Raw genomic sequence first — 16,453 nt, 5'->3', positions numbered from 1 at the left:
GGGGCGCCCCCGAAGGGCTGCCGCGCCGGGTGGCGCGCGCCGGTCGGCAGCCGCCTCACGGGGCGGATCCGGTGGGCGCCTGGGGCGCGGGGCGCGGTGCCGGGACGTTTTTCCCGCCTTCGTCGGCGGTGACGGCGGTGCGCAGGGAGTGCCGGCCGAGCGCCCGGACCAGCGCACGCACCATGCGGGGGTCGAACTGCCGCCCCGCACACCGCTCCAGCTCGGTCAGCGCCTCGGCCACCGGCCGCCCCCGCCGGTACGAGCGGGTCGACGTCATCGCGTCGAAGGCGTCCGCGACGGCCACCACCCGCGCGAACTCCGGGATCTGGCGCCCCTGCAGACCGTACGGATAGCCGCTGCCGTCGAGCCGTTCGTGGTGGTGCAGGATCGCCGAGCGGGCCTCGCCGAGGAACCCGATGCCGCGCACCATCTCGTGCCCGTACTCCGGATGCAGCTCGATGATCCGGCGCTCCTCGTCGGTGAGCGGTCCGTCCTTGCGAAGCAGCCGGGTCGGCACGCCCAGCTTGCCGACGTCGTGCAGGATCCCGGCGAACCGCAGCACCTCGACCCGGGCGTCCGCCATGCCCAGCTCGCGGGCGATCAGCACGGAGGCCTCGCCGACCCGCTCGCTGTGCCCGCGGGTGTACTCGTCCTTGATGTCGACGGCCTGCACCAGGGCCCGGATGGTCGCCTGATGCGCGGCCCGCTCGCGGTGGTACTGCGCGAACACCCAGTACGAGACGTACATGGGCAGCAGCACGAGGAGGGCGGCGACCGGGCCGTACGAACTGCGCCACAGGACGGCCGTCATGAGTCCGGCGAGCGCGTGCACGCCGGTGGGGGCGAGGGAGCGCAGGAAGAGGCCGTGCCAGGAGCGGCGCAGCGGCAGCCGTTCGGCACAGGCCAGGATGCAACCGTCGAGCAGGGTCAGCACCAGGCAGAACGCGAGGGCGGCGGCTCCGGCGGGCAGCAGTGCCTCGGGGAACACGGGACGGCCGTCGGCCACGGAGCGGCCGGCCAGCTCGTGCACCCGCGCTCCGGCCCAGGCGGCGACGGCCAGTTGGGCGGCACGCCAGATCCGGCGGGGGGCGGCGGGGCGCTGTTCGACCTGGGCGGCGAGCGCCCCGGGTACGGCGACCAGGGCCGCGGCGGCGGGTGACAGGAGGAACACCCCGGTGAGGACCACCGGGTAGAAGGAGGCCATGCTGCGCGGCCCTCGCTCGCCGGCGATCCGCCAGCGGGTGAGTTGCTCGCACCCGGCGTGCAGCAGGGCGAGCAGCAGTACCGCACCCCAGGGGGTGTCGGAGGTGAGGGCGGGCCAGGCGCACCAGAGGGCCGCGAGGGTGGCCCCGGCGATGCAGATACGCGCCCAGGGCGGAATCGACCGCATCACCCGCCACACCCTCCCCTCGACCCCCTCGGCCGTCTCGCCGTCCTGGCCGCGTCCGAGGCCGGTTCAGGATTCCGGAGGAGCCGTTCCAGGATTCCGGAGAATAGGGCGGTGGCGGGCGGGCCGCGGAGGCAATGGGGGAATCAGCGGGGGCAGCGGCGGCGGATTAGCACCTTCGAGTGACAGCGGGCCACGACCAAGGGGTCGCGGCCCGTCTTCTGTGCAAGGGGTGGCGGTGCGTCGGCAAGGCGCCCGGGTGGTGGCTCAGGCCTCGCCGCCGACGGTCCGCGGAGCGGTGTCGGGTGCCACGGTCACGTCGTGGTCCGGGATCGCCTCGCCGGAGCGAATCAGATCGATCCGGCCCATCACCTTGGCCCGCAGGTCCGTGGGCACGTCGTCATGCCCGCAGCAGCGCTTGACCAGCTTCTTGACCGCCTGCTCGAGGCCGTACTTCTCCAGGCACGGGGAGCACTCCTCGAAGTGCGTCTCGAACTTCGTGCAGTCACTGTCGGGCATCTCGTGGTCGAGGAACTCGTAGAGATGGTCCAGGACTTCAGAGCAGTCCGTCTCGTGCGGCTCTCCGCAGCTCATGAGCCTGAGCCTTTCGCCTTGTCCGACTCTCCGGCACCGGCCGGGACGAGCCCGCGGTCACGGGCGTAGTCCTCGAGCATGCCGCGCAGCTGGCGGCGGCCCCGGTGCAGTCGGGACATCACCGTACCGATGGGTGTCCCCATGATGTCCGCGATCTCCTTGTACGCAAAGCCCTCGACATCGGCGAGATAGACCGCGATGCGGAACTCCTCAGGGATCGCCTGCAGCGCCTGCTTCACATCCGAGTCCGGCAAGTGGTCGAGGGCCTGCGACTCGGCGGAGCGCAGTCCGGTCGACATGTGCGACTCGGCGCGCGCGAGCTGCCAGTCCTCGATCTCCTCGGCGCCGCTGCGCTGCGGCTCGCGCTGCTTCTTGCGGTACGAATTGATGAACGTGTTGGTCAGGATGCGGTACAGCCACGCCTTGAGGTTGGTGCCCTCGCGGAACTGGTGGAAGGACGCATACGCCTTGGCGTACGTCTCCTGCACCAGGTCCTCCGCGTCCGCGGGATTGCGCGTCATGCGCAGTGCGGCCGAATACATCTGGTCGAGGAATTCGAGCGCGTCACGCTCGAACCGGGCGTTGCGCTCGGCAGCCGACTCCTCAGTCGTCTCTTCCGGGCGCCCCTCGTCGGTCCCAGTGACCGGACCCACCTCCTCCAGCGATGTCGCGAGGCCGAGACCGACCCCGCTCGAATCGGAGGATAGACGACGATCCGTCCCTGCCGCCGCCCGAACAGAGGCGGGGGTCGCCGCCAGAAGCATCGACCTGTCCAGGTCAACGGCACTGGGGCGGCTCGGGCAGGCAATCGAACCCATGCGGTGGACTCCCTCTCAAACACGCTTGTGTACCGACACCCGCCACAACACGCGCCCCGCGCTCAGCATTCCCGGAGCGTCCCGATCCATCGGCCCACCGCACGGGTGATGAGCGTCACGGCCTCGTCCTGCCCGATCTCCGCCCGCTTGGGTACGGCGAAGCCGTGGTCCGCGTACGGGATCTCCACCAACTCGTGGGCGCCGTCCGGGAATTCGGTGTGCTTTCCGAAGGGGTCGTTGCCGCCCTGCACGACGAGGGTGGGCACGCCGGCGCCGAGCAGCTCGTCGGCGCGGGACTTCTCGGGCTTGCCCGGGGGATGCAGCGGGAAGCTCAGGGCGAGTACGGCGTGGGCGCCGAGCTCCTTCGCCGTGCGGCAGGCGACGCGGGCGCCGGCGCTGCGGCCTCCGGCGATCACGGGGTGACCGGGCTTCTGCAGGGCGGGCCACAGGCCGCGCCAGCCCTTGTCCAGGGTCTTCGGTGCGGGCGCGAGCTTCTTTCCGGCCACGCGCCAGGGCTGTTCCACGAGGGCGACGGTCACGCCTTGCGGCGGGAGGGCGGTGGCGAGCGCCTGCAGATCTCTGGCCTCGATCCCTCCGCCTGCGCCGTGGCTCACCGCCAAGGTCAGGGGGTTCTCGGCCTTCCCGGGGAACCAGGTGATCCGCGCGTCCCCCGCCTCGGTCTCCACGATCTCGCTGCTGCTCATGCAGGCATCTTCTCTCCCCAGGCCCGCCCCTTCCCGAATCTCCTCAATCGCCGGAGGGGCTCAAATAGAGCCCCTCCGGCGATTGAGGAGTTCTTTGGGAAGGGGCGGTTAGGGGACTAGAACAGCGTCCCGACCTCGGGACCATCCAGCTCCGCCACCAACTCGGGAGAGTTGTTACGGACATTGCTGACAGCGGTCGAGACGGGATACGCCCGCATCAACCCCTCCGGTGGCGGCGCAAGCAGCCCCCGCAGCTCCTCCACCGACTGCCGCGAGGGATCGAGCCACGCATCCCACCGGTCGGGCGTCAGCATCAGTGGCATACGGGGATGAATGTCCGCAAGGGACTGCGGCCCGTCCACCGGCGCGACGCCGAGCGGCCCCGTCTCCGCCTCCGTGGTGATCACGGAACAGGTCACCCACCACGCGGCAGGATCCCCGTCCGCCCGCGTCCGGTCCCGCCAGAACTCGTACAGCCCGGCCATCGCGAACACGGACCCGTCCGCAGGCGTCACGAAGTACGGCTGCTTCCGCGGCCGCTTCTTCTTCCCCTCCACCTCGAGCTCGCGCTCGCCCTGCGCGGTCACCCACTCGTAATAGCCGTCCGCGGGCAGGATGCAGCGGCGGGCCGCGAAGGCACGGCGGTACGAAGGCTTCTCGTGCACGGTCTCCGCGCGCGCGTTGATCATCCGCGCCCCGCCCTCGGGCGTCTTCGACCAGGACGGTACGAGGCCCCACTTGAGCGTGCGCAGCTGGCGAACCGGCTCGGGCGAATCCGCGTCTTTCAGAGGCCGGTCGAGTACGGCGTAGACCTCCTTCGTAGGGGCCACGTTCCAGTCGGCTTCAAGGGCCTCCGCGGAGTCCCACTTGTCGATCTCAAAGATTCCTGCGAGATCCTCGGGCCTACGACTCGATGCATACCGTCCGCACATACGTGCCACACTGCCAGACCCCGCACCCGAGGGAGGAGCCGCCCGCACCATGAACCTCACCGCAGCCACATCGATGTCCGGCCTCTGGGACCGCGTCTTCGGCGCCCAGCCGGACCCGGACCAGTGGCTGGTGTACGCCACCGCCGCGGTGGCCCTCGCCGCCGTACTCCCGCACGCGATATGGCGGTTGACGCGCAACGCGATCACCATCGCGCACGAGGGCGGGCACGGTCTGATCGCGCTCGTCACCGGCCGCAAGCTGGACGGGATCCGACTGCACTCCGACACCAGCGGCCTGACGGTCAGCCGCGGCAAGCCCAGCGGCATCGGCATGATCCTCACCGCCGCGGGCGGCTACACGGCTCCCCCGCTGCTCGGCCTCGGCGGCGCCTGGCTCCTCGCCGCCGACCACATCACCGCACTGCTCTGGCTGGCGACGGCCCTGCTGATCGCCCTCCTGGTGATGATCCGCAATGCGTACGGCGCACTGACCGTGATCATCACCGGCGGCGCCTTCCTGCTCGTCTCCTGGCTGGCGGACCCCGAGGTGCAGGCCGGATTCGCGTACGTCGTGGTGTGGTTCCTGCTGCTCGGTGGCGTACGGCCGGCGTTCGAGCTGCAGTCGAAGCGGCGGCGCGGCGGGGCCCCGGACTCGGACGCGGACCAGCTCGCGCGGCTCACCCACGTACCCGCCGCACTGTGGTTCTTCTTCTTCCACGCCGTCTCGATCTGTTCGCTGATCGGCGGCGGGCGCTGGCTGCTCGGTCTGTGACCCGGCGGGCGCCGGGCACCGGGCGGGCGTGGCCGATCCGGTGCGCGGCCAGCCATTAAAGTTGGGCCCATGACCGAGAATCCCGCGCACACGTCTCTCTGGCCGGCCCCGCACGCGAGCGACGCGGTCGACGCGACCGTCCATGTGCCCGGCTCGAAATCGGTCACCAACCGGGCCCTGGTGCTCGCCTCCCTGGCCGCCGAGCCGGGCTGGCTGCGCCGCCCGCTCCGCTCCCGCGACACCCTCCTGATGGCCGAGGCCCTGCGCACCCTCGGCGTCGGCATCGAGGAGGGCGTCGGCCCCGACGGCACCGGCGAGGCCTGGCGGGTGATCCCGGCGGGGCTCGCCGGACCCGCCACGGTCGACGTGGGCAATGCGGGCACCGTGATGCGCTTCCTGCCCCCGGTCGCGACCCTCGCCGACGGCCCGGTGCGCTTCGACGGCGACCCGAGGTCGTACGAGCGGCCGCTGCACGGCGTGATCGACGCGCTGCGTGCCCTCGGCGCCCGCATCGACGACGACGGCCGGGGCGCGCTGCCCATGACGGTGCACGGCGGCGGCGCCCTGGACGGCGGCCGCGTCGACATCGACGCCTCGTCGTCCTCCCAGTTCGTGTCCGCGCTGCTGCTGTCGGGGCCGCGCTTCAACCAGGGCGTGGAGGTACGGCACACCGGCAGCCATCTGCCCTCGATGGCGCACATCCGGATGACCGTCGACATGCTGCGCGCGGTCGGCGCCCAGGTCGACGAGCCGGAGACCGGCGGCGAGCCGGACGTGTGGCGGGTCGCGCCCGGCGCTCTGCTCGGCCGTGACCTGGTGATCGAGCCCGATCTCTCCAACGCCCAGCCGTTCCTGGCGGCGGCCCTGGTCACCGGCGGCCGGGTGGTGATCCCCGACTGGCCGGCCCGCACCACGCAGCCCGGCGACGCGCTGCGCGAGCTGTTCACCGAGATGGGCGGTTCCTGCGAACTGACCGAGCAGGGACTGGAGTTCACCGGCTCGGGCACCATCCACGGCATCGACGCGGACCTCAGCGAGGTGGGCGAGCTCGCCCCGGGCATCGCGGCGGTCGCCGCCCTCGCGGACTCCCCGTCCACGCTGAGCGGCGTCGCCCATCTGCGGCTGCACGAGACGGACCGCCTGGCCGCGCTCACCAAGGAGATCAACGAGCTCGGGGGCGACGTCACGGAGACCGCGGACGGGCTGCACATCCGCCCCCGCCGGCTGCACGGCGGCGTCTTCCACACCTACGACGACCACCGCATGGCCACGGCGGGCGCGATCATCGGCCTCGCGGTCGAGGGCGTACAGATCGAGAACGTGGCGACGACGGCCAAGACCCTCCCCGACTTCCCCGACCTGTGGACGTCCATGCTCGGCGGCCCCCGCACCTGAGGGGATCCGACGTCATGCGCCGCTATGGCAAGAACCCCGACGAGGACGACATCCGGGTCCGCCCGAACCGCAAGGGCAACCGTCCCCGCACCCACATCAGGCCCAAGCACGAGGACGCCAGCGAGGGCATGGTCCTGACCGTGGACCGCGGCCGGCTCACCTGCCTCGTCGAGGACCGCGTCGTCATGGCGATGAAGGCCCGTGAGCTGGGGCGCAAGGCGGCCGTGGTCGGCGACCGGGTCGCGCTCGTCGGGGATCTGTCGGGCCGCAAGGACACCCTGGCGCGCATCGTCCGTATCGAGGAGCGCTCCTCGGTGCTGCGCCGCACCGCGGACGACACGGACCCGTACGAGCGCGTGGTCGTCGCGAACGCCGACCAGTTGGCGATCGTCACGGCCCTCGCCGATCCCGAGCCACGGCCGCGGTTGATCGACCGCTGCCTGGTCGCCGCGTACGACGCGGGCCTGCAGCCCGTCCTCGTCCTCACCAAGTCCGATCTGGCCCCGGCGGACAAGCTCCTGGAGGCGTACGGGGCACTGGACTTCCCGTACGTGGTGACCAGCCGCGAGGAGCTGGCGGACGGCGATGCGGCGGACCGGGTGCGCGAGGTGCTCGACGGCCATGTCACCGCGTTCGTCGGACACTCCGGCGTCGGCAAGACCACGCTGGTCAACGCCCTGGTGCCGGCGGACCGCCGGCGTATCACCGGCCATGTCAACGCGGTCACGGGCCGCGGCCGGCACACCACCACCTCGGCCCTCGCGCTGCCGCTCGACGACGGCGAGGGCTGGGTGATCGACACCCCGGGCGTACGGTCCTTCGGGCTGCACCACGTCGACCCGAGCCGGGTCATCCACGCCTTCCCGGATCTGGAGCCGGGCACCGAGGACTGCCCGCGCGCCTGCAGCCACGACGAACCGGACTGCGCGCTCGACGCCTGGGTCGCGGAAGGGCACGCCGATCCGGCCCGGCTGTACTCGCTGCGCCGGCTGCTCGCCACGCGGGAGCGGCGCGAGGGCGACTGACGCGCGCCCGGGGCACTCCGGCTCAACCCCGTGCCGCCCCAGGCCGTCTTCCGTACCGACCGACCTCTGACCTCGCCGGTGTTTGCACGCCCGCATCGGAAGGTAAGGGCATAATCGCACCGAGCTCCGCACAACAGACGCGAAGCGGTCACCGAGTCACGGGAGGTCCCCCACACCATGGCGTGGCTGCTGGTCATCGTCGCCGGAATCCTCGAGACCGGTTTCGCGGTCTGTCTGAAGCTGTCGCACGGGTTCACCCGGCTGTGGCCGACCATCGCCTTCTGCGTCTTCGCGCTCGGCAGCTTCGGCCTTCTCACACTCGCCCTGAAGCGCCTCGACGTGGGCCCCGCCTACGCGGTGTGGACGGGCATCGGTGCGGCCGGCACCGCGATCTACGGGATGATCTTCCTGGGCGATGTGGTGTCCACCCTGAAGCTGGTCTCGATCACCCTGGTCATCGTGGGCGTGATCGGCCTGCAGCTGTCGGGCAGCGCGCACTAGGAAACGCCCCGGGGTCACTCCGGGCGGCGGGCGTCACACCGGGTGCCCCACCGCCTGGGTCACCAGTCGTGCCACCCCGCCGTCCGCCACGGGCAGCGGTGCGAGGACACAGGAGACCGCGAGGCGTACGGCCACCTCGCACTCCAGGGGCGTGTTCGGGGTCGCCGCACCCCGCATGCCGAGCGCGACGACGGCCCGGTCCCTGACCATCCCCATCAGCTCGCCCGGCGCGGGCAGCGGTCCGTCCACCCGGCGCTGGGCGGGCACCACCGCGGTGGAGCGCACCGCGGCCAGCGACACGGACGGCAGCCGGTCTCCCCAGCAGCCGGTGAGCAGGGCCCGGACCAGGGCGTTCTGCCGGGCGACCGCGACGGTCCACTCCGCGGCGCCGGCCATGCCGCCCTCCGCGAGGGCCCGGTCGACACCGATCAGATAGCGGTCGGCCTCCCGCCGCACCAGGGCGCGGGCGAGGCCCGACTTGCCGCCGAACTCGTTGTAGAGCGTCTGCCGGGACACCCCGGCGAGCGCGGCGACCTCGACCATCCGCACGGTCGCCCAGGATCTCCGGCCGAGCACCGTGGCGGCCGCGTCCAACAGCGTCTCGCGAGCAGCAGCCATGGCACCTCCACGACGGGCCTGGGCCGGGTGCCGCGCGGCACCCCTCTCGGAGCGTTGACGCGACCGCGCGGACTGTCAAGGGTGGCCGCAGTCCCGCTGGAGTGTGCGGGCACCGCGGTACAGGGCCCTGTGGTCGGCGCGGATCTCGCTCGATACTGTTCGGCCATGGCCGACTACCACGATGATCTGCGCCTCGCCCATGTGCTGGCCGATGCCGCCGACCGCGCGACCATGGACCGGTTCAAGGCCCTCGACCTCAAGGTGGAGACCAAGCCGGACATGACGCCGGTCAGCGAGGCCGACAAGGGCGCCGAGGAACTGATCCGCGGCCAGCTGAAGCGGGCCAGGCCGCGGGACGCGATCCTCGGCGAGGAATACGGCATCGAGGGCACCGGCCCGCGCCGCTGGGTGGTCGACCCGATCGACGGCACCAAGAACTACGTACGGGGCGTGCCGGTGTGGGCGACCCTGATCTCGCTTATGGAGGCGGGCGAGGGCGGCTTCGAGCCGGTGGTCGGCGTGGTGTCGGCGCCGGCGCTCGGCCGCCGCTGGTGGGCCGCGAAGGGGGCGGGCGCCTTCACGGGGCGCAGCCTGACGTCCGCGACCCGGCTCAAGGTGTCGGGGGTCTCACAGATCCCGGACGCTTCGTTCGCGTACTCCTCGCTCAGCGGCTGGGAGGCGCAGAGCCGCCTCGACGGCTTCCTCGATCTGACCCGGGCGTGCTGGCGCACCCGCGGATACGGCGACTTCTGGCCGTACATGATGGTCGCCGAGGGCTCGGTGGACATCTGCGCCGAGCCGGAGCTGTCGCTCTGGGACATGGCGGCGAACGCGATCATCGTGACCGAGGCCGGCGGCAGCTTCACCGGCCTGGACGGCACCCCGGGCCCGCACAGCGGGAATGCGGCGGCGTCGAACGGCCTGCTGCACGACGAGCTCCTCGGGTACCTGAACCAGCGCTACTGAGACGGGGTCCTGCGGCCCGGTCACCGGCCCCGGGCGCCCAATTCACCCCGTACAGCCCCTTGTTGCACCGGCATCGCGCTGCCACTCTGAAGACTCCCCCACCTGTGAACTTGTGAATTTCTTCTCTTGGTGGCGGTACGACGGAAGCCGGCCGCCCGGACGGAGGGATTCCGCCAGGAGGTGGCTTCAGCCCATGCTCGTCCACGACGCCATGAGCACGACCGTCCTGACCATCGGCCCCGACCACACCCTCCGCCAGGCCGCCCGACTGATGTCCGCCCGCCGCGTCGGCGCCGCCGTGGTACTCGACCCCGACGACAGCGGGATCGGCATCCTGACCGAGCGCGACATCCTGATCTCGCTCGGCGCGGGACAGAACCCCGACACCGAGACCGCCGGCGCCCACACCACCACCGACGTGGTGTTCGCCGCCCCGTCCTGGACGCTCGACGAGGCCGCGGAGGCGATGACGCACGGCGGCTTCCGGCATCTGATCGTGCTCGACGACCACGAGCCGGTGGGCATCGTCTCGGTCCGCGACATCACCCGCTGCTGGACCCGCGGCGGCCGCGTCGCACCGGTGCCGGGCTGAGGGCGCCACGCACCCGGCCGGGGCGGATTGTTAGGCTGCCCTCATGAGTGACCTCCTCGAACGACTTCGCGGACGCGGCTGGCGGATGACCGCACAGCGGCGCGTCGTGGCCGAGGTCCTCGACGGCGACCACGTCCACCTCACGGCCGACGAGGTGCACGCCCGCGCCACCGCGAAGCTCCCGGAGATCTCCCGGGCGACGGTCTACAACACGCTCGGCGAGATGGTCACCCTCGGCGAGGTCCTCGAGGTGAGCACGGACCGCCGCGCCAAGCGGTACGACCCGAACGCCCACCGGCCGCACCAGCACCTGGTCTGCGCCGGGTGCGGTGCGATCCGTGACGTCCATGCGAGCGGAGATCCGCTGGCGGACCTGCCCGCCTCCGAGCGCTTCGGCTTCACGGTCTCGGAGGTCGAGGTCACCTACCGGGGGCTTTGCCCCGACTGCACCCGGGCCTGACGGTCATGCCGCCCGCGCCGGGCGGCGCAGCCGGGTGCGGACGGCCGCCGGGACGAAGCGGGCGAGCCGCCGCTTCCAGCGCCTGAGCCCCGAGTTGCCCTGCCGGGCCTTCGCGAGCGCGCCGGACAGCCGGCGCACCTCACCCTCCAGCTCGTCGATCCGCCACTTCTGCACCATGCGCTCGCGGTCGTAGCGTTCGGTGGCGTCAAGCAGATCTCCGGCCGCGGTGGCCCAGGTGCCTGGCGAGGTGAAGGGGGCGACGGACGGCAGATAGTCGCCGGGAGCGAGCGGCCTGCCGCTGTCGAGCGCCCGGACCAGGGCGTCCCACCAGGCCTTGTGGTCGCCGGTGCGCCGCTCGGCCACCGTCCGCAGATGGGCGCGTACCGCGTCGTCGGCGTCGAGGAGTTCACGCGCCGCGGTGAGCACTTCACCGGACTGCCAGCTGGCCAGGCCGAGTACGTAGTCCTGCATACCGACGTTCGCCGCCGCACCGCGCATCCGGACCGAGGAGTACTGGGTGGGGGCGATGGACAGGGCCGGCGTCGCCTCGCTCGCCGCGATGATCGCCGGGTGGTAGCGGGTGCCGGTGACCAGGGCGGCGTCCCGGGTCAGGGCGGCGACCTCCCGTGCGGTGAGCATCGGCAGCGGCTGCACCCGGTCGTCACCGGCGTATCCGGCGATCTTCTCGTTCGAGATCTGGTCGCGGCTGCCGCCGCCCGGCTCGAAGGTCCCTGCATGCGGTACGAGCAGGACGTCCGCGTCGTACAGATCGGCGAGCTGCACCAGGGTCCGGCCGATCAGCCGGTAGTACGCGTCCTTGCCGATCACCGGGGTCGACGGGTTCTCCGCGAAGCTGGCGACGATGTGGCGCCGCCGGCGGTGCCGGGCGACGGCCGCCACGTCCGCCTCGCGCGGCCGCAGTCCGAACGCGTCGTCCATGCTGAGCGCGACCCGTTGCTTGGCCGCCCCGAGCGTGCCCACCAGATCGAAGGTGGTGCGCTCCCGGGCGCCGAAGGCGACGGCCGAACCGAGCAGCGGTTCCAGGTGGGGCCGGTCCTGCCGGCGGATCAGCGGGCCGACGGTCTGGCTGGTGAAGGCGTACGGCCTGCCGAGCTCCGCGGCCACCGCGCCGAGCGAGGCCCGCTCGAAGATGTGCTGCGGGAAGAAGGAGTTGAGATTGCCGCCGCCGGCCACCAGCACCGCATCGGCCTCCCGTACGGCCTCGATCACCGCACCTGCGCTGTCGCCCTCGGGCAGCGACCGCACCCCGCGCGCGGCCTCCGTCACCGCCGTGTGCCGGGCGATGTTGTGGCTGCGGTCCGGGGTGCCGCGGAAGCCGATGCGGTGGATCGACGGGACGCCGTAGCGCGCCGTGGCGCTCTCGGGGTGGCCGCCGATGAGCGTGATGTCCGTGATCCCGCGGCGCTGCAGCTCGTCGAGCGCCACCTCGGTCATCGCCTCGTCACCCAGGTGATAGAGGTCCCGCCATCCGATGTCTCCTACGAGAACGACGCGCATCTTCCAACCTCTGCAGCTAGTGGGGACCTTGACGGGGGGCGGCGGCCGGCTCAGCCGCCGGCTTCAGGGCACTGGGACCACACCACGCCCGCGTGCACAGCCGGGTTCCCGAGACCGACGCGGCGCTGACCGCGGGGTGGCGCGCGGGTGAACGCCTTGCGTAAATGCCGCGATCCCGGGCCATCCCCGCGCCACCGCCCGACGGCCGTCGGGCCGCACACCGCCCGTCTTCCCCACTCTTCCCAACCCCTTCCCGAATCTGACGCACCGTCATATCGTCACCCTCCTGACACCCATTCAGACCCACCGGAACCGCAACCGCCCTCCGCACGGCGTCGCACGCCCGGACACCACGTCGGCGGCACCGTCCGGTGACCACCAGGGAGGAACCGTGGGAGACCCGCACCCGACCCCACCCACACTCCGGGCCACCGCACTCGGCCGCACCTTCGGCCGCGGCCCGGGCAAGGTGTCCGCACTCGGCCCGCTCGACCTGGAGGTCGCCCGCGGCGAGTTCACCTGCGTCGTCGGCCCGTCCGGCTGCGGCAAGTCCACGCTGCTGCGTATCGCCGCCGGGCTGCTCCGCCCCAGCACCGGACGCCTGGAGATCCGCGCGGAGACGGACCGCCCCGCCGCGATGATCTTCCAGGACTACGGCATCTACGACTGGAAGTCCGTACTCGCCAACGTCCGTTTCGGCCTGGACGTCCAGCGCGTCCCGCGCAAGGACGCCGACGCCCGCGCCCGGGACTGGCTCTCGCGCCTGGGCCTCGCGGACTTCGCCGACGCCTACCCGGCCGCCCTCTCCGGCGGTATGCGCCAGCGCGTGGCCATCGCCCGCGCCCTCGCCGTGGAGCCCGAGATCCTGCTGATGGACGAGCCGTTCGCCGCACTCGACGCCCAGCTCCGCACGATCCTGCAGGACGAACTCCTCGAACTCACCCAGACCACCCGCACCACCACGCTCTTCATCACCCACAGCCTGGAGGAGGCCATCGTCCTCGGCGACCGCGTCCTGGTGATGTCGGCCCGCCCGGGGCGGATCCTGGCCGAACGCCGCCCGCCGTTCGCCCGCCCGCGCTCCGGCGACATCCGCGACGCCGCTGAATTCGCCGCCCTCAAACGCGAGTTGTGGGACCTGCTGCGCGGCGAGGTCCGTACCGAGGCGGTGCCGGCATGACCACCCTCACCAAACCGCCCGCGGACGACGTCCTGGTCAGAGAGCCGGGACCGCAGGAACTGAGCCCGGTACGCACCCACCGCAGGCGGCGCGCCCTGGAGATCTCCCTGGCGGTCGCCGTGCCGCTCGTCCTGCTCCTCGTATGGCAACTGGCCGCCGTACAGGGCTGGATCGACGACCGCATCTATCCGGCGCCGCAGACCATCGTCGAGGACGGCTGGCAGCGCGCGGCCGACGGCGAACTGTGGCCGGACGTGTGGGCCACCCTCAAGCGGGTGCTCGGCGGCTACGCCATCGGCACCGTGTCCGGCTATGCGCTCGGCCTCCTGATGGGCTCCCTCTCGCTGGTACGGGCCGCACTCGAGCCGCTGCTCGACGCGCTCTACGTGGTACCGAAGCTGGCCCTGCTGCCGGTCTTCCTCAACATGTTCGGACTCGGCGAGGGGCCGCAGATCGCCCTGGTCGCGACCACCGTCTTCTTCTTCGTGTGGATCTCCACGATGGCCGCCGTGCTGGCCGTTCCCGCGGGACACCGGGACGCGGGCACGGTCTTCGGCGCATCGCCGTGGCAGATGTTCCGGCACGTCCTGCTGCCCGCCTCGCTGCCCGCGGTCCTGGTGGGGGCGCGGATCGCGGCCGGTGTGGCGGTCCTGGTGATCGTCGCCTCCGAGTCGATCGCCGCCGCCGACGGGCTCGGGCATCTGATCTTCGACGCGCGGGCGCTGTTCCAGAACGACGTGATGTTCGTCGGCATCGTCTGCGTCGCCGTGCTCGGCGTCGTGTTCTCCGAACTGGTCCGTCTCGCAGGCCGGTTGCTCACCCCCTGGGCACCGCGCGACCGCGGCCGCAGCCAGTCCTGACCCGCCGGCACGACCGCCACCGCCGCTTTCCGCCACACCCTGCCCGCTTCCTGTACGGAGGACCACGTCCCATGCGCACCGGAACGAACCCGTACCACCCCGCACCGCACAAGCGGCCCGCGCTCGCGGTCGCCCTGCTCACCGCCGGCGCCCTGCTCGTCTCTGCGGGCTGTGCGAAGGAGGACGACGCCCCGTCCGCCGGTTCCTCGAAGCCCCGCGCCGTCAAGGCGGTCGAGGGCTGCGGCAAGGCCGCCTGGACCGACCCCGCCGATCTGGCCGAGGGCCGAGAACCCGCCCGCTGCGACAAGGGCGCACCGGCCCCCAGGCCCCTCGACGCCAAGAAGAAGATCACCATCGCCACCGGCACCCTGAGCGCCGAGTACGTCGCGCCGCTCCAAATGGCCGTGGAGAAGGGCGAGTTCGCGAAGGAGGGGCTCGACGTCGACCTCAAGGTCCTGCCCACCCCGGACGCCCTGCCGCTGCTCGCCAAGGGTGACATCGACGCCCAGTGGGCGGCCCCCGAGGCGGCGGTGATGAACGGCATCAACGGCGGATTCGCCATCAAGTGGGTGGCCGCGAACTACTCCCCTCCCGCGGAGTCCCACAGCGGCCTGTGGGTGCGCCTGAAAAAGGGCGAGACGGCCGATCACGTACCGATGGCGGGCCGGAAGGTCGGCACCATGATCGGCAAGGGGTCGGTGATCGCGTACCCGATGGGCAAATCGCTGCGCAAGCACGGCGGCGGGCTCGACAAGGTGCAGTTCCAGCAGCTGGGCTCGGCCGATGTGCTCACCGCGCTGCAGAACGGCGGAGTCGACTCGGCCTGGCTCCTCGACCCGGTCTGGCAGAAGATCGACGGCGATCCGAAGTACGCCTTCCTGGGCGGCCAGCCGCTCGGCGAACCACTCGGCGGGCTCCTCTTCGGCCCGAATCTGCTGCACAAGGACGTCGATGCGGGCGTCGCCCTGCTGCGCGCGTACGTCCGGACCGTGAACACCTACTTCCGCGGCGACTACAAGTCCGACGCCGGCTTCGTCAGCGAGCTGGCGAAGCTCCTGAAGGTCGACGAGTCGATACTGAAGTCGACGCCGTCGCTGCGGATGGACTGGGAGATCCGTAAGGGCACCACTGACCGCCTGCAGCAGGCGTACGCCGATGCGGGGGTCGCGGAGGGCGAGAAGGTACCCGAGTCGAAGGCCGTCGACCGGTCCCTGTACGCGGAGGCGGTGGGGCACCGGGAATGAACACGCGGCGCCGGTGGTCAGCGCACAGCACATGACGAAGGCCCGGATCCTCGAGNGGGCACCGGGAATGAACACGCGGCGCCGGTGGTCAGCGCACAGCACATGACGAAGGCCCGGATCCTCGAGGGATCCGGGCCTTCGCCTTCAGTAGCGGGGACAGGATTTGAACCTGCGACCTCTGGGTTATGAGCCCAGCGAGCTACCGAGCTGCTCCACCCCGCGCCGTTGTGTTGCAACCGTACGTCAGAGGCGACGACCAGCGCAAATCCGATCCACCACGACCCGGGGCGGGGCGCCGCCTCAGGCCGTGAGCTCCTGCTGCAGCGCCTCCCGGAGGCGTCCCGCCCGCTCGGCGACCTCCTCGGGCCCGAGCTGCACGGCGCGGTCGCACCACTTCCGTCCCTCCGCGAGCTCGCCGCGCCGCGCGTGCAGCAGCGCGAGCCGCAGCGCGGCCCGCCCGTGCCCCGCGTCGGCGGCCCGGGTCCACCACAGCAGCGCCTCCGGCTCGCTGCCCTCGCGGGCAAGGAGCAGGCCGAGGTTGAAGGCGCCGTTCCGGCTGCCCGCCTCCGCGGCCTCGCGGTACCAGCGCGCCGCCGCGACGACGTCGCCGCGTGCGGAGGCGAGCATCCCGACGCGCACCTGGGCGCGGCGGTGCCCGAGGTCGGCCGCCCGCTCGTACCACTCCTCGCACTCGGTGCGGCCGGTCACGGCCTCGCCGAGCACCACGTCACGGTGGTCTCGCCGGTCGAGCAGCGCACCGAGCCGGTACGCCGCTTCCGCGCTGCCGCCGCCCGCGGCGCAGCGCAGATGCCGCTCGGCGCCGCGGCGGTCGCCCTCGCGGAGCCGGGCGATGCCCACCTGCAGCGCGGCCTCGGTGTGCCCGGCCG

18 protein-coding genes and 1 tRNA gene are annotated in these 16,453 nt (G+C 72.0%); 10 read left to right on the top strand and 9 right to left on the bottom strand.

The genetic code is table 11. The annotated features are described in order from the left end of the window. Positions 1 to 55: 55 nt before the first annotated feature. From DY218_RS08775 to DY218_RS08755, 5 genes are all read right to left on the bottom strand, one after another. Complete coding sequence (locus tag DY218_RS08775) at positions 56 to 1,390, bottom strand: HD-GYP domain-containing protein (protein ID WP_128555360.1); 1,335 nt, start codon at positions 1,388 to 1,390, stop codon at positions 56 to 58. Between the two features lie 264 nt (positions 1,391 to 1,654). Beyond that, positions 1,655 to 1,981: a mycothiol system anti-sigma-R factor gene (gene rsrA, locus DY218_RS08770; RefSeq protein ID WP_128555359.1), complete on the bottom strand. Its 327-nt coding sequence runs from the start codon at positions 1,979 to 1,981 to the stop codon at positions 1,655 to 1,657. Next, positions 1,978 to 2,634, bottom strand: a complete 657-nt coding sequence (locus DY218_RS08765; protein WP_199566671.1) for a sigma-70 family RNA polymerase sigma factor — start codon at positions 2,632 to 2,634, stop codon at positions 1,978 to 1,980. The genes rsrA and DY218_RS08765 overlap by 4 nt, the downstream gene beginning before the upstream one ends. Before the next feature lie 227 nt (positions 2,635 to 2,861). Further along, positions 2,862 to 3,503: an alpha/beta hydrolase family protein gene (locus tag DY218_RS08760; protein ID WP_128555357.1), complete on the bottom strand. Its 642-nt coding sequence runs from the start codon at positions 3,501 to 3,503 to the stop codon at positions 2,862 to 2,864. Positions 3,504 to 3,619: 116 nt separating this feature from the next. Beyond that, on the bottom strand, positions 3,620 to 4,435 hold the full coding sequence (locus DY218_RS08755) for an SOS response-associated peptidase (protein WP_128555356.1): 816 nt from the start codon (positions 4,433 to 4,435) through the stop codon (positions 3,620 to 3,622). Positions 4,436 to 4,484: 49 nt separating this feature from the next. On the opposite strand from DY218_RS08755, the gene DY218_RS08750 reads away from it, so the two are divergent. The 4 genes from DY218_RS08750 to DY218_RS08735 all read left to right on the top strand — a co-directional run bounded on the left by DY218_RS08750 (position 4,485) and on the right by DY218_RS08735 (position 8,128). Then, positions 4,485 to 5,207, top strand: coding sequence for a M50 family metallopeptidase (locus tag DY218_RS08750; protein ID WP_128555355.1), 723 nt, complete (start codon positions 4,485 to 4,487; stop codon positions 5,205 to 5,207). Positions 5,208 to 5,276: 69 nt separating this feature from the next. Then, complete coding sequence (aroA, locus tag DY218_RS08745) at positions 5,277 to 6,602, top strand: 3-phosphoshikimate 1-carboxyvinyltransferase (RefSeq protein WP_128555354.1); 1,326 nt, start codon at positions 5,277 to 5,279, stop codon at positions 6,600 to 6,602. Positions 6,603 to 6,616: 14 nt separating this feature from the next. Next, complete coding sequence (gene rsgA, locus DY218_RS08740; protein WP_128555353.1) at positions 6,617 to 7,627, top strand: ribosome small subunit-dependent GTPase A; 1,011 nt, start codon at positions 6,617 to 6,619, stop codon at positions 7,625 to 7,627. A gap of 177 nt (positions 7,628 to 7,804) precedes the next feature. Further along, a complete protein-coding gene (locus DY218_RS08735) occupies positions 7,805 to 8,128 on the top strand; it encodes a DMT family transporter (protein ID WP_128555352.1) in 324 nt (107 codons plus the stop codon). 33 nt (positions 8,129 to 8,161) lie between these two features. Here the strand turns inward: DY218_RS08735 and DY218_RS08730 are convergent, their stop codons facing one another. Beyond that, positions 8,162 to 8,746 carry a TetR/AcrR family transcriptional regulator gene (locus tag DY218_RS08730; RefSeq protein ID WP_128555351.1) on the bottom strand — a complete coding sequence of 195 codons (585 nt, stop codon included), beginning with the start codon at positions 8,744 to 8,746 and terminating at the stop codon, positions 8,162 to 8,164. Positions 8,747 to 8,911: 165 nt separating this feature from the next. On the opposite strand from DY218_RS08730, the gene hisN reads away from it, so the two are divergent. The 3 genes from hisN (at position 8,912) to DY218_RS08715 (ending at position 10,764) form a co-directional block, all read left to right on the top strand. Beyond that, positions 8,912 to 9,712 carry a histidinol-phosphatase gene (gene hisN, locus DY218_RS08725; protein ID WP_128555350.1) on the top strand — a complete coding sequence of 267 codons (801 nt, stop codon included), beginning with the start codon at positions 8,912 to 8,914 and terminating at the stop codon, positions 9,710 to 9,712. 193 nt (positions 9,713 to 9,905) lie between these two features. Next, on the top strand, positions 9,906 to 10,304 hold the full coding sequence (locus DY218_RS08720; RefSeq protein ID WP_128555349.1) for a CBS domain-containing protein: 399 nt from the start codon (positions 9,906 to 9,908) through the stop codon (positions 10,302 to 10,304). Positions 10,305 to 10,347: 43 nt separating this feature from the next. Beyond that, positions 10,348 to 10,764: a Fur family transcriptional regulator gene (locus DY218_RS08715; protein WP_128555348.1), complete on the top strand. Its 417-nt coding sequence runs from the start codon at positions 10,348 to 10,350 to the stop codon at positions 10,762 to 10,764. 3 nt (positions 10,765 to 10,767) lie between these two features. Here the strand turns inward: DY218_RS08715 and DY218_RS08710 are convergent, their stop codons facing one another. Beyond that, positions 10,768 to 12,282, bottom strand: coding sequence for a polysaccharide pyruvyl transferase family protein (locus tag DY218_RS08710; RefSeq protein WP_128555347.1), 1,515 nt, complete (start codon positions 12,280 to 12,282; stop codon positions 10,768 to 10,770). Between the two features lie 391 nt (positions 12,283 to 12,673). On the opposite strand from DY218_RS08710, the gene DY218_RS08705 reads away from it, so the two are divergent. The 3 genes from DY218_RS08705 (at position 12,674) to DY218_RS08695 (ending at position 15,566) form a co-directional block, all read left to right on the top strand. Then, complete coding sequence (locus DY218_RS08705) at positions 12,674 to 13,462, top strand: ABC transporter ATP-binding protein (protein WP_128555346.1); 789 nt, start codon at positions 12,674 to 12,676, stop codon at positions 13,460 to 13,462. Next, complete coding sequence (locus tag DY218_RS08700; RefSeq protein ID WP_128555345.1) at positions 13,459 to 14,322, top strand: ABC transporter permease; 864 nt, start codon at positions 13,459 to 13,461, stop codon at positions 14,320 to 14,322. The genes DY218_RS08705 and DY218_RS08700 overlap by 4 nt, the downstream gene beginning before the upstream one ends. 71 nt (positions 14,323 to 14,393) lie before the next feature. Then, a complete protein-coding gene (locus DY218_RS08695) occupies positions 14,394 to 15,566 on the top strand; it encodes an ABC transporter substrate-binding protein (protein WP_128555344.1) in 1,173 nt (390 codons plus the stop codon). A 148-nt stretch (positions 15,567 to 15,714) separates the two neighbouring features. Here the strand turns inward: DY218_RS08695 and DY218_RS08690 are convergent. Both DY218_RS08690 and DY218_RS08685 read right to left on the bottom strand, forming a co-directional pair. Continuing rightward, a tRNA-Met gene (locus DY218_RS08690) sits at positions 15,715 to 15,788 on the bottom strand. A 78-nt stretch (positions 15,789 to 15,866) separates the two neighbouring features. After that, the coding region (locus DY218_RS08685) for a tetratricopeptide repeat protein (protein ID WP_147336126.1) at positions 15,867 to 16,453 on the bottom strand (587 nt) is incomplete at its 5' end.

The organism is Streptomyces triticagri, assembly GCF_003429565.1.
Classification (GTDB): domain Bacteria; phylum Actinomycetota; class Actinomycetes; order Streptomycetales; family Streptomycetaceae; genus Streptomyces; species Streptomyces triticagri.
This window is presented reverse-complemented; position numbering and strand designations above follow the sequence as displayed.

Bases quoted from the DNA above. Each gene is read 5' to 3' on its own strand.
- DY218_RS08775 (WP_128555360.1), bottom strand. From the start codon at position 1,390: ATGCGGTCGATTCCGCCCTGGGCGCGTATCTGCATCGCCGGGGCCACC.
- DY218_RS08755 (WP_128555356.1), bottom strand. From the start codon at position 4,435: ATGTGCGGACGGTATGCATCGAGTCGTAGGCCCGAGGATCTCGCAGGA.
- DY218_RS08750 (WP_128555355.1), top strand. From the start codon at position 4,485: ATGAACCTCACCGCAGCCACATCGATGTCCGGCCTCTGGGACCGCGTC.
- hisN (WP_128555350.1), top strand. From the start codon at position 8,912: ATGGCCGACTACCACGATGATCTGCGCCTCGCCCATGTGCTGGCCGAT.
- DY218_RS08710 (WP_128555347.1), bottom strand. From the start codon at position 12,282: ATGCGCGTCGTTCTCGTAGGAGACATCGGATGGCGGGACCTCTATCAC.
- DY218_RS08730 (WP_128555351.1), bottom strand. From the start codon at position 8,746: ATGGCTGCTGCTCGCGAGACGCTGTTGGACGCGGCCGCCACGGTGCTC.
- aroA (WP_128555354.1), top strand. From the start codon at position 5,277: ATGACCGAGAATCCCGCGCACACGTCTCTCTGGCCGGCCCCGCACGCG.
- DY218_RS08715 (WP_128555348.1), top strand. From the start codon at position 10,348: ATGAGTGACCTCCTCGAACGACTTCGCGGACGCGGCTGGCGGATGACC.
- rsgA (WP_128555353.1), top strand. From the start codon at position 6,617: ATGCGCCGCTATGGCAAGAACCCCGACGAGGACGACATCCGGGTCCGC.
- DY218_RS08695 (WP_128555344.1), top strand. From the start codon at position 14,394: ATGCGCACCGGAACGAACCCGTACCACCCCGCACCGCACAAGCGGCCC.
- DY218_RS08720 (WP_128555349.1), top strand. From the start codon at position 9,906: ATGCTCGTCCACGACGCCATGAGCACGACCGTCCTGACCATCGGCCCC.
- DY218_RS08700 (WP_128555345.1), top strand. From the start codon at position 13,459: ATGACCACCCTCACCAAACCGCCCGCGGACGACGTCCTGGTCAGAGAG.
- DY218_RS08760 (WP_128555357.1), bottom strand. From the start codon at position 3,503: ATGAGCAGCAGCGAGATCGTGGAGACCGAGGCGGGGGACGCGCGGATC.
- DY218_RS08735 (WP_128555352.1), top strand. From the start codon at position 7,805: ATGGCGTGGCTGCTGGTCATCGTCGCCGGAATCCTCGAGACCGGTTTC.
- rsrA (WP_128555359.1), bottom strand. From the start codon at position 1,981: ATGAGCTGCGGAGAGCCGCACGAGACGGACTGCTCTGAAGTCCTGGAC.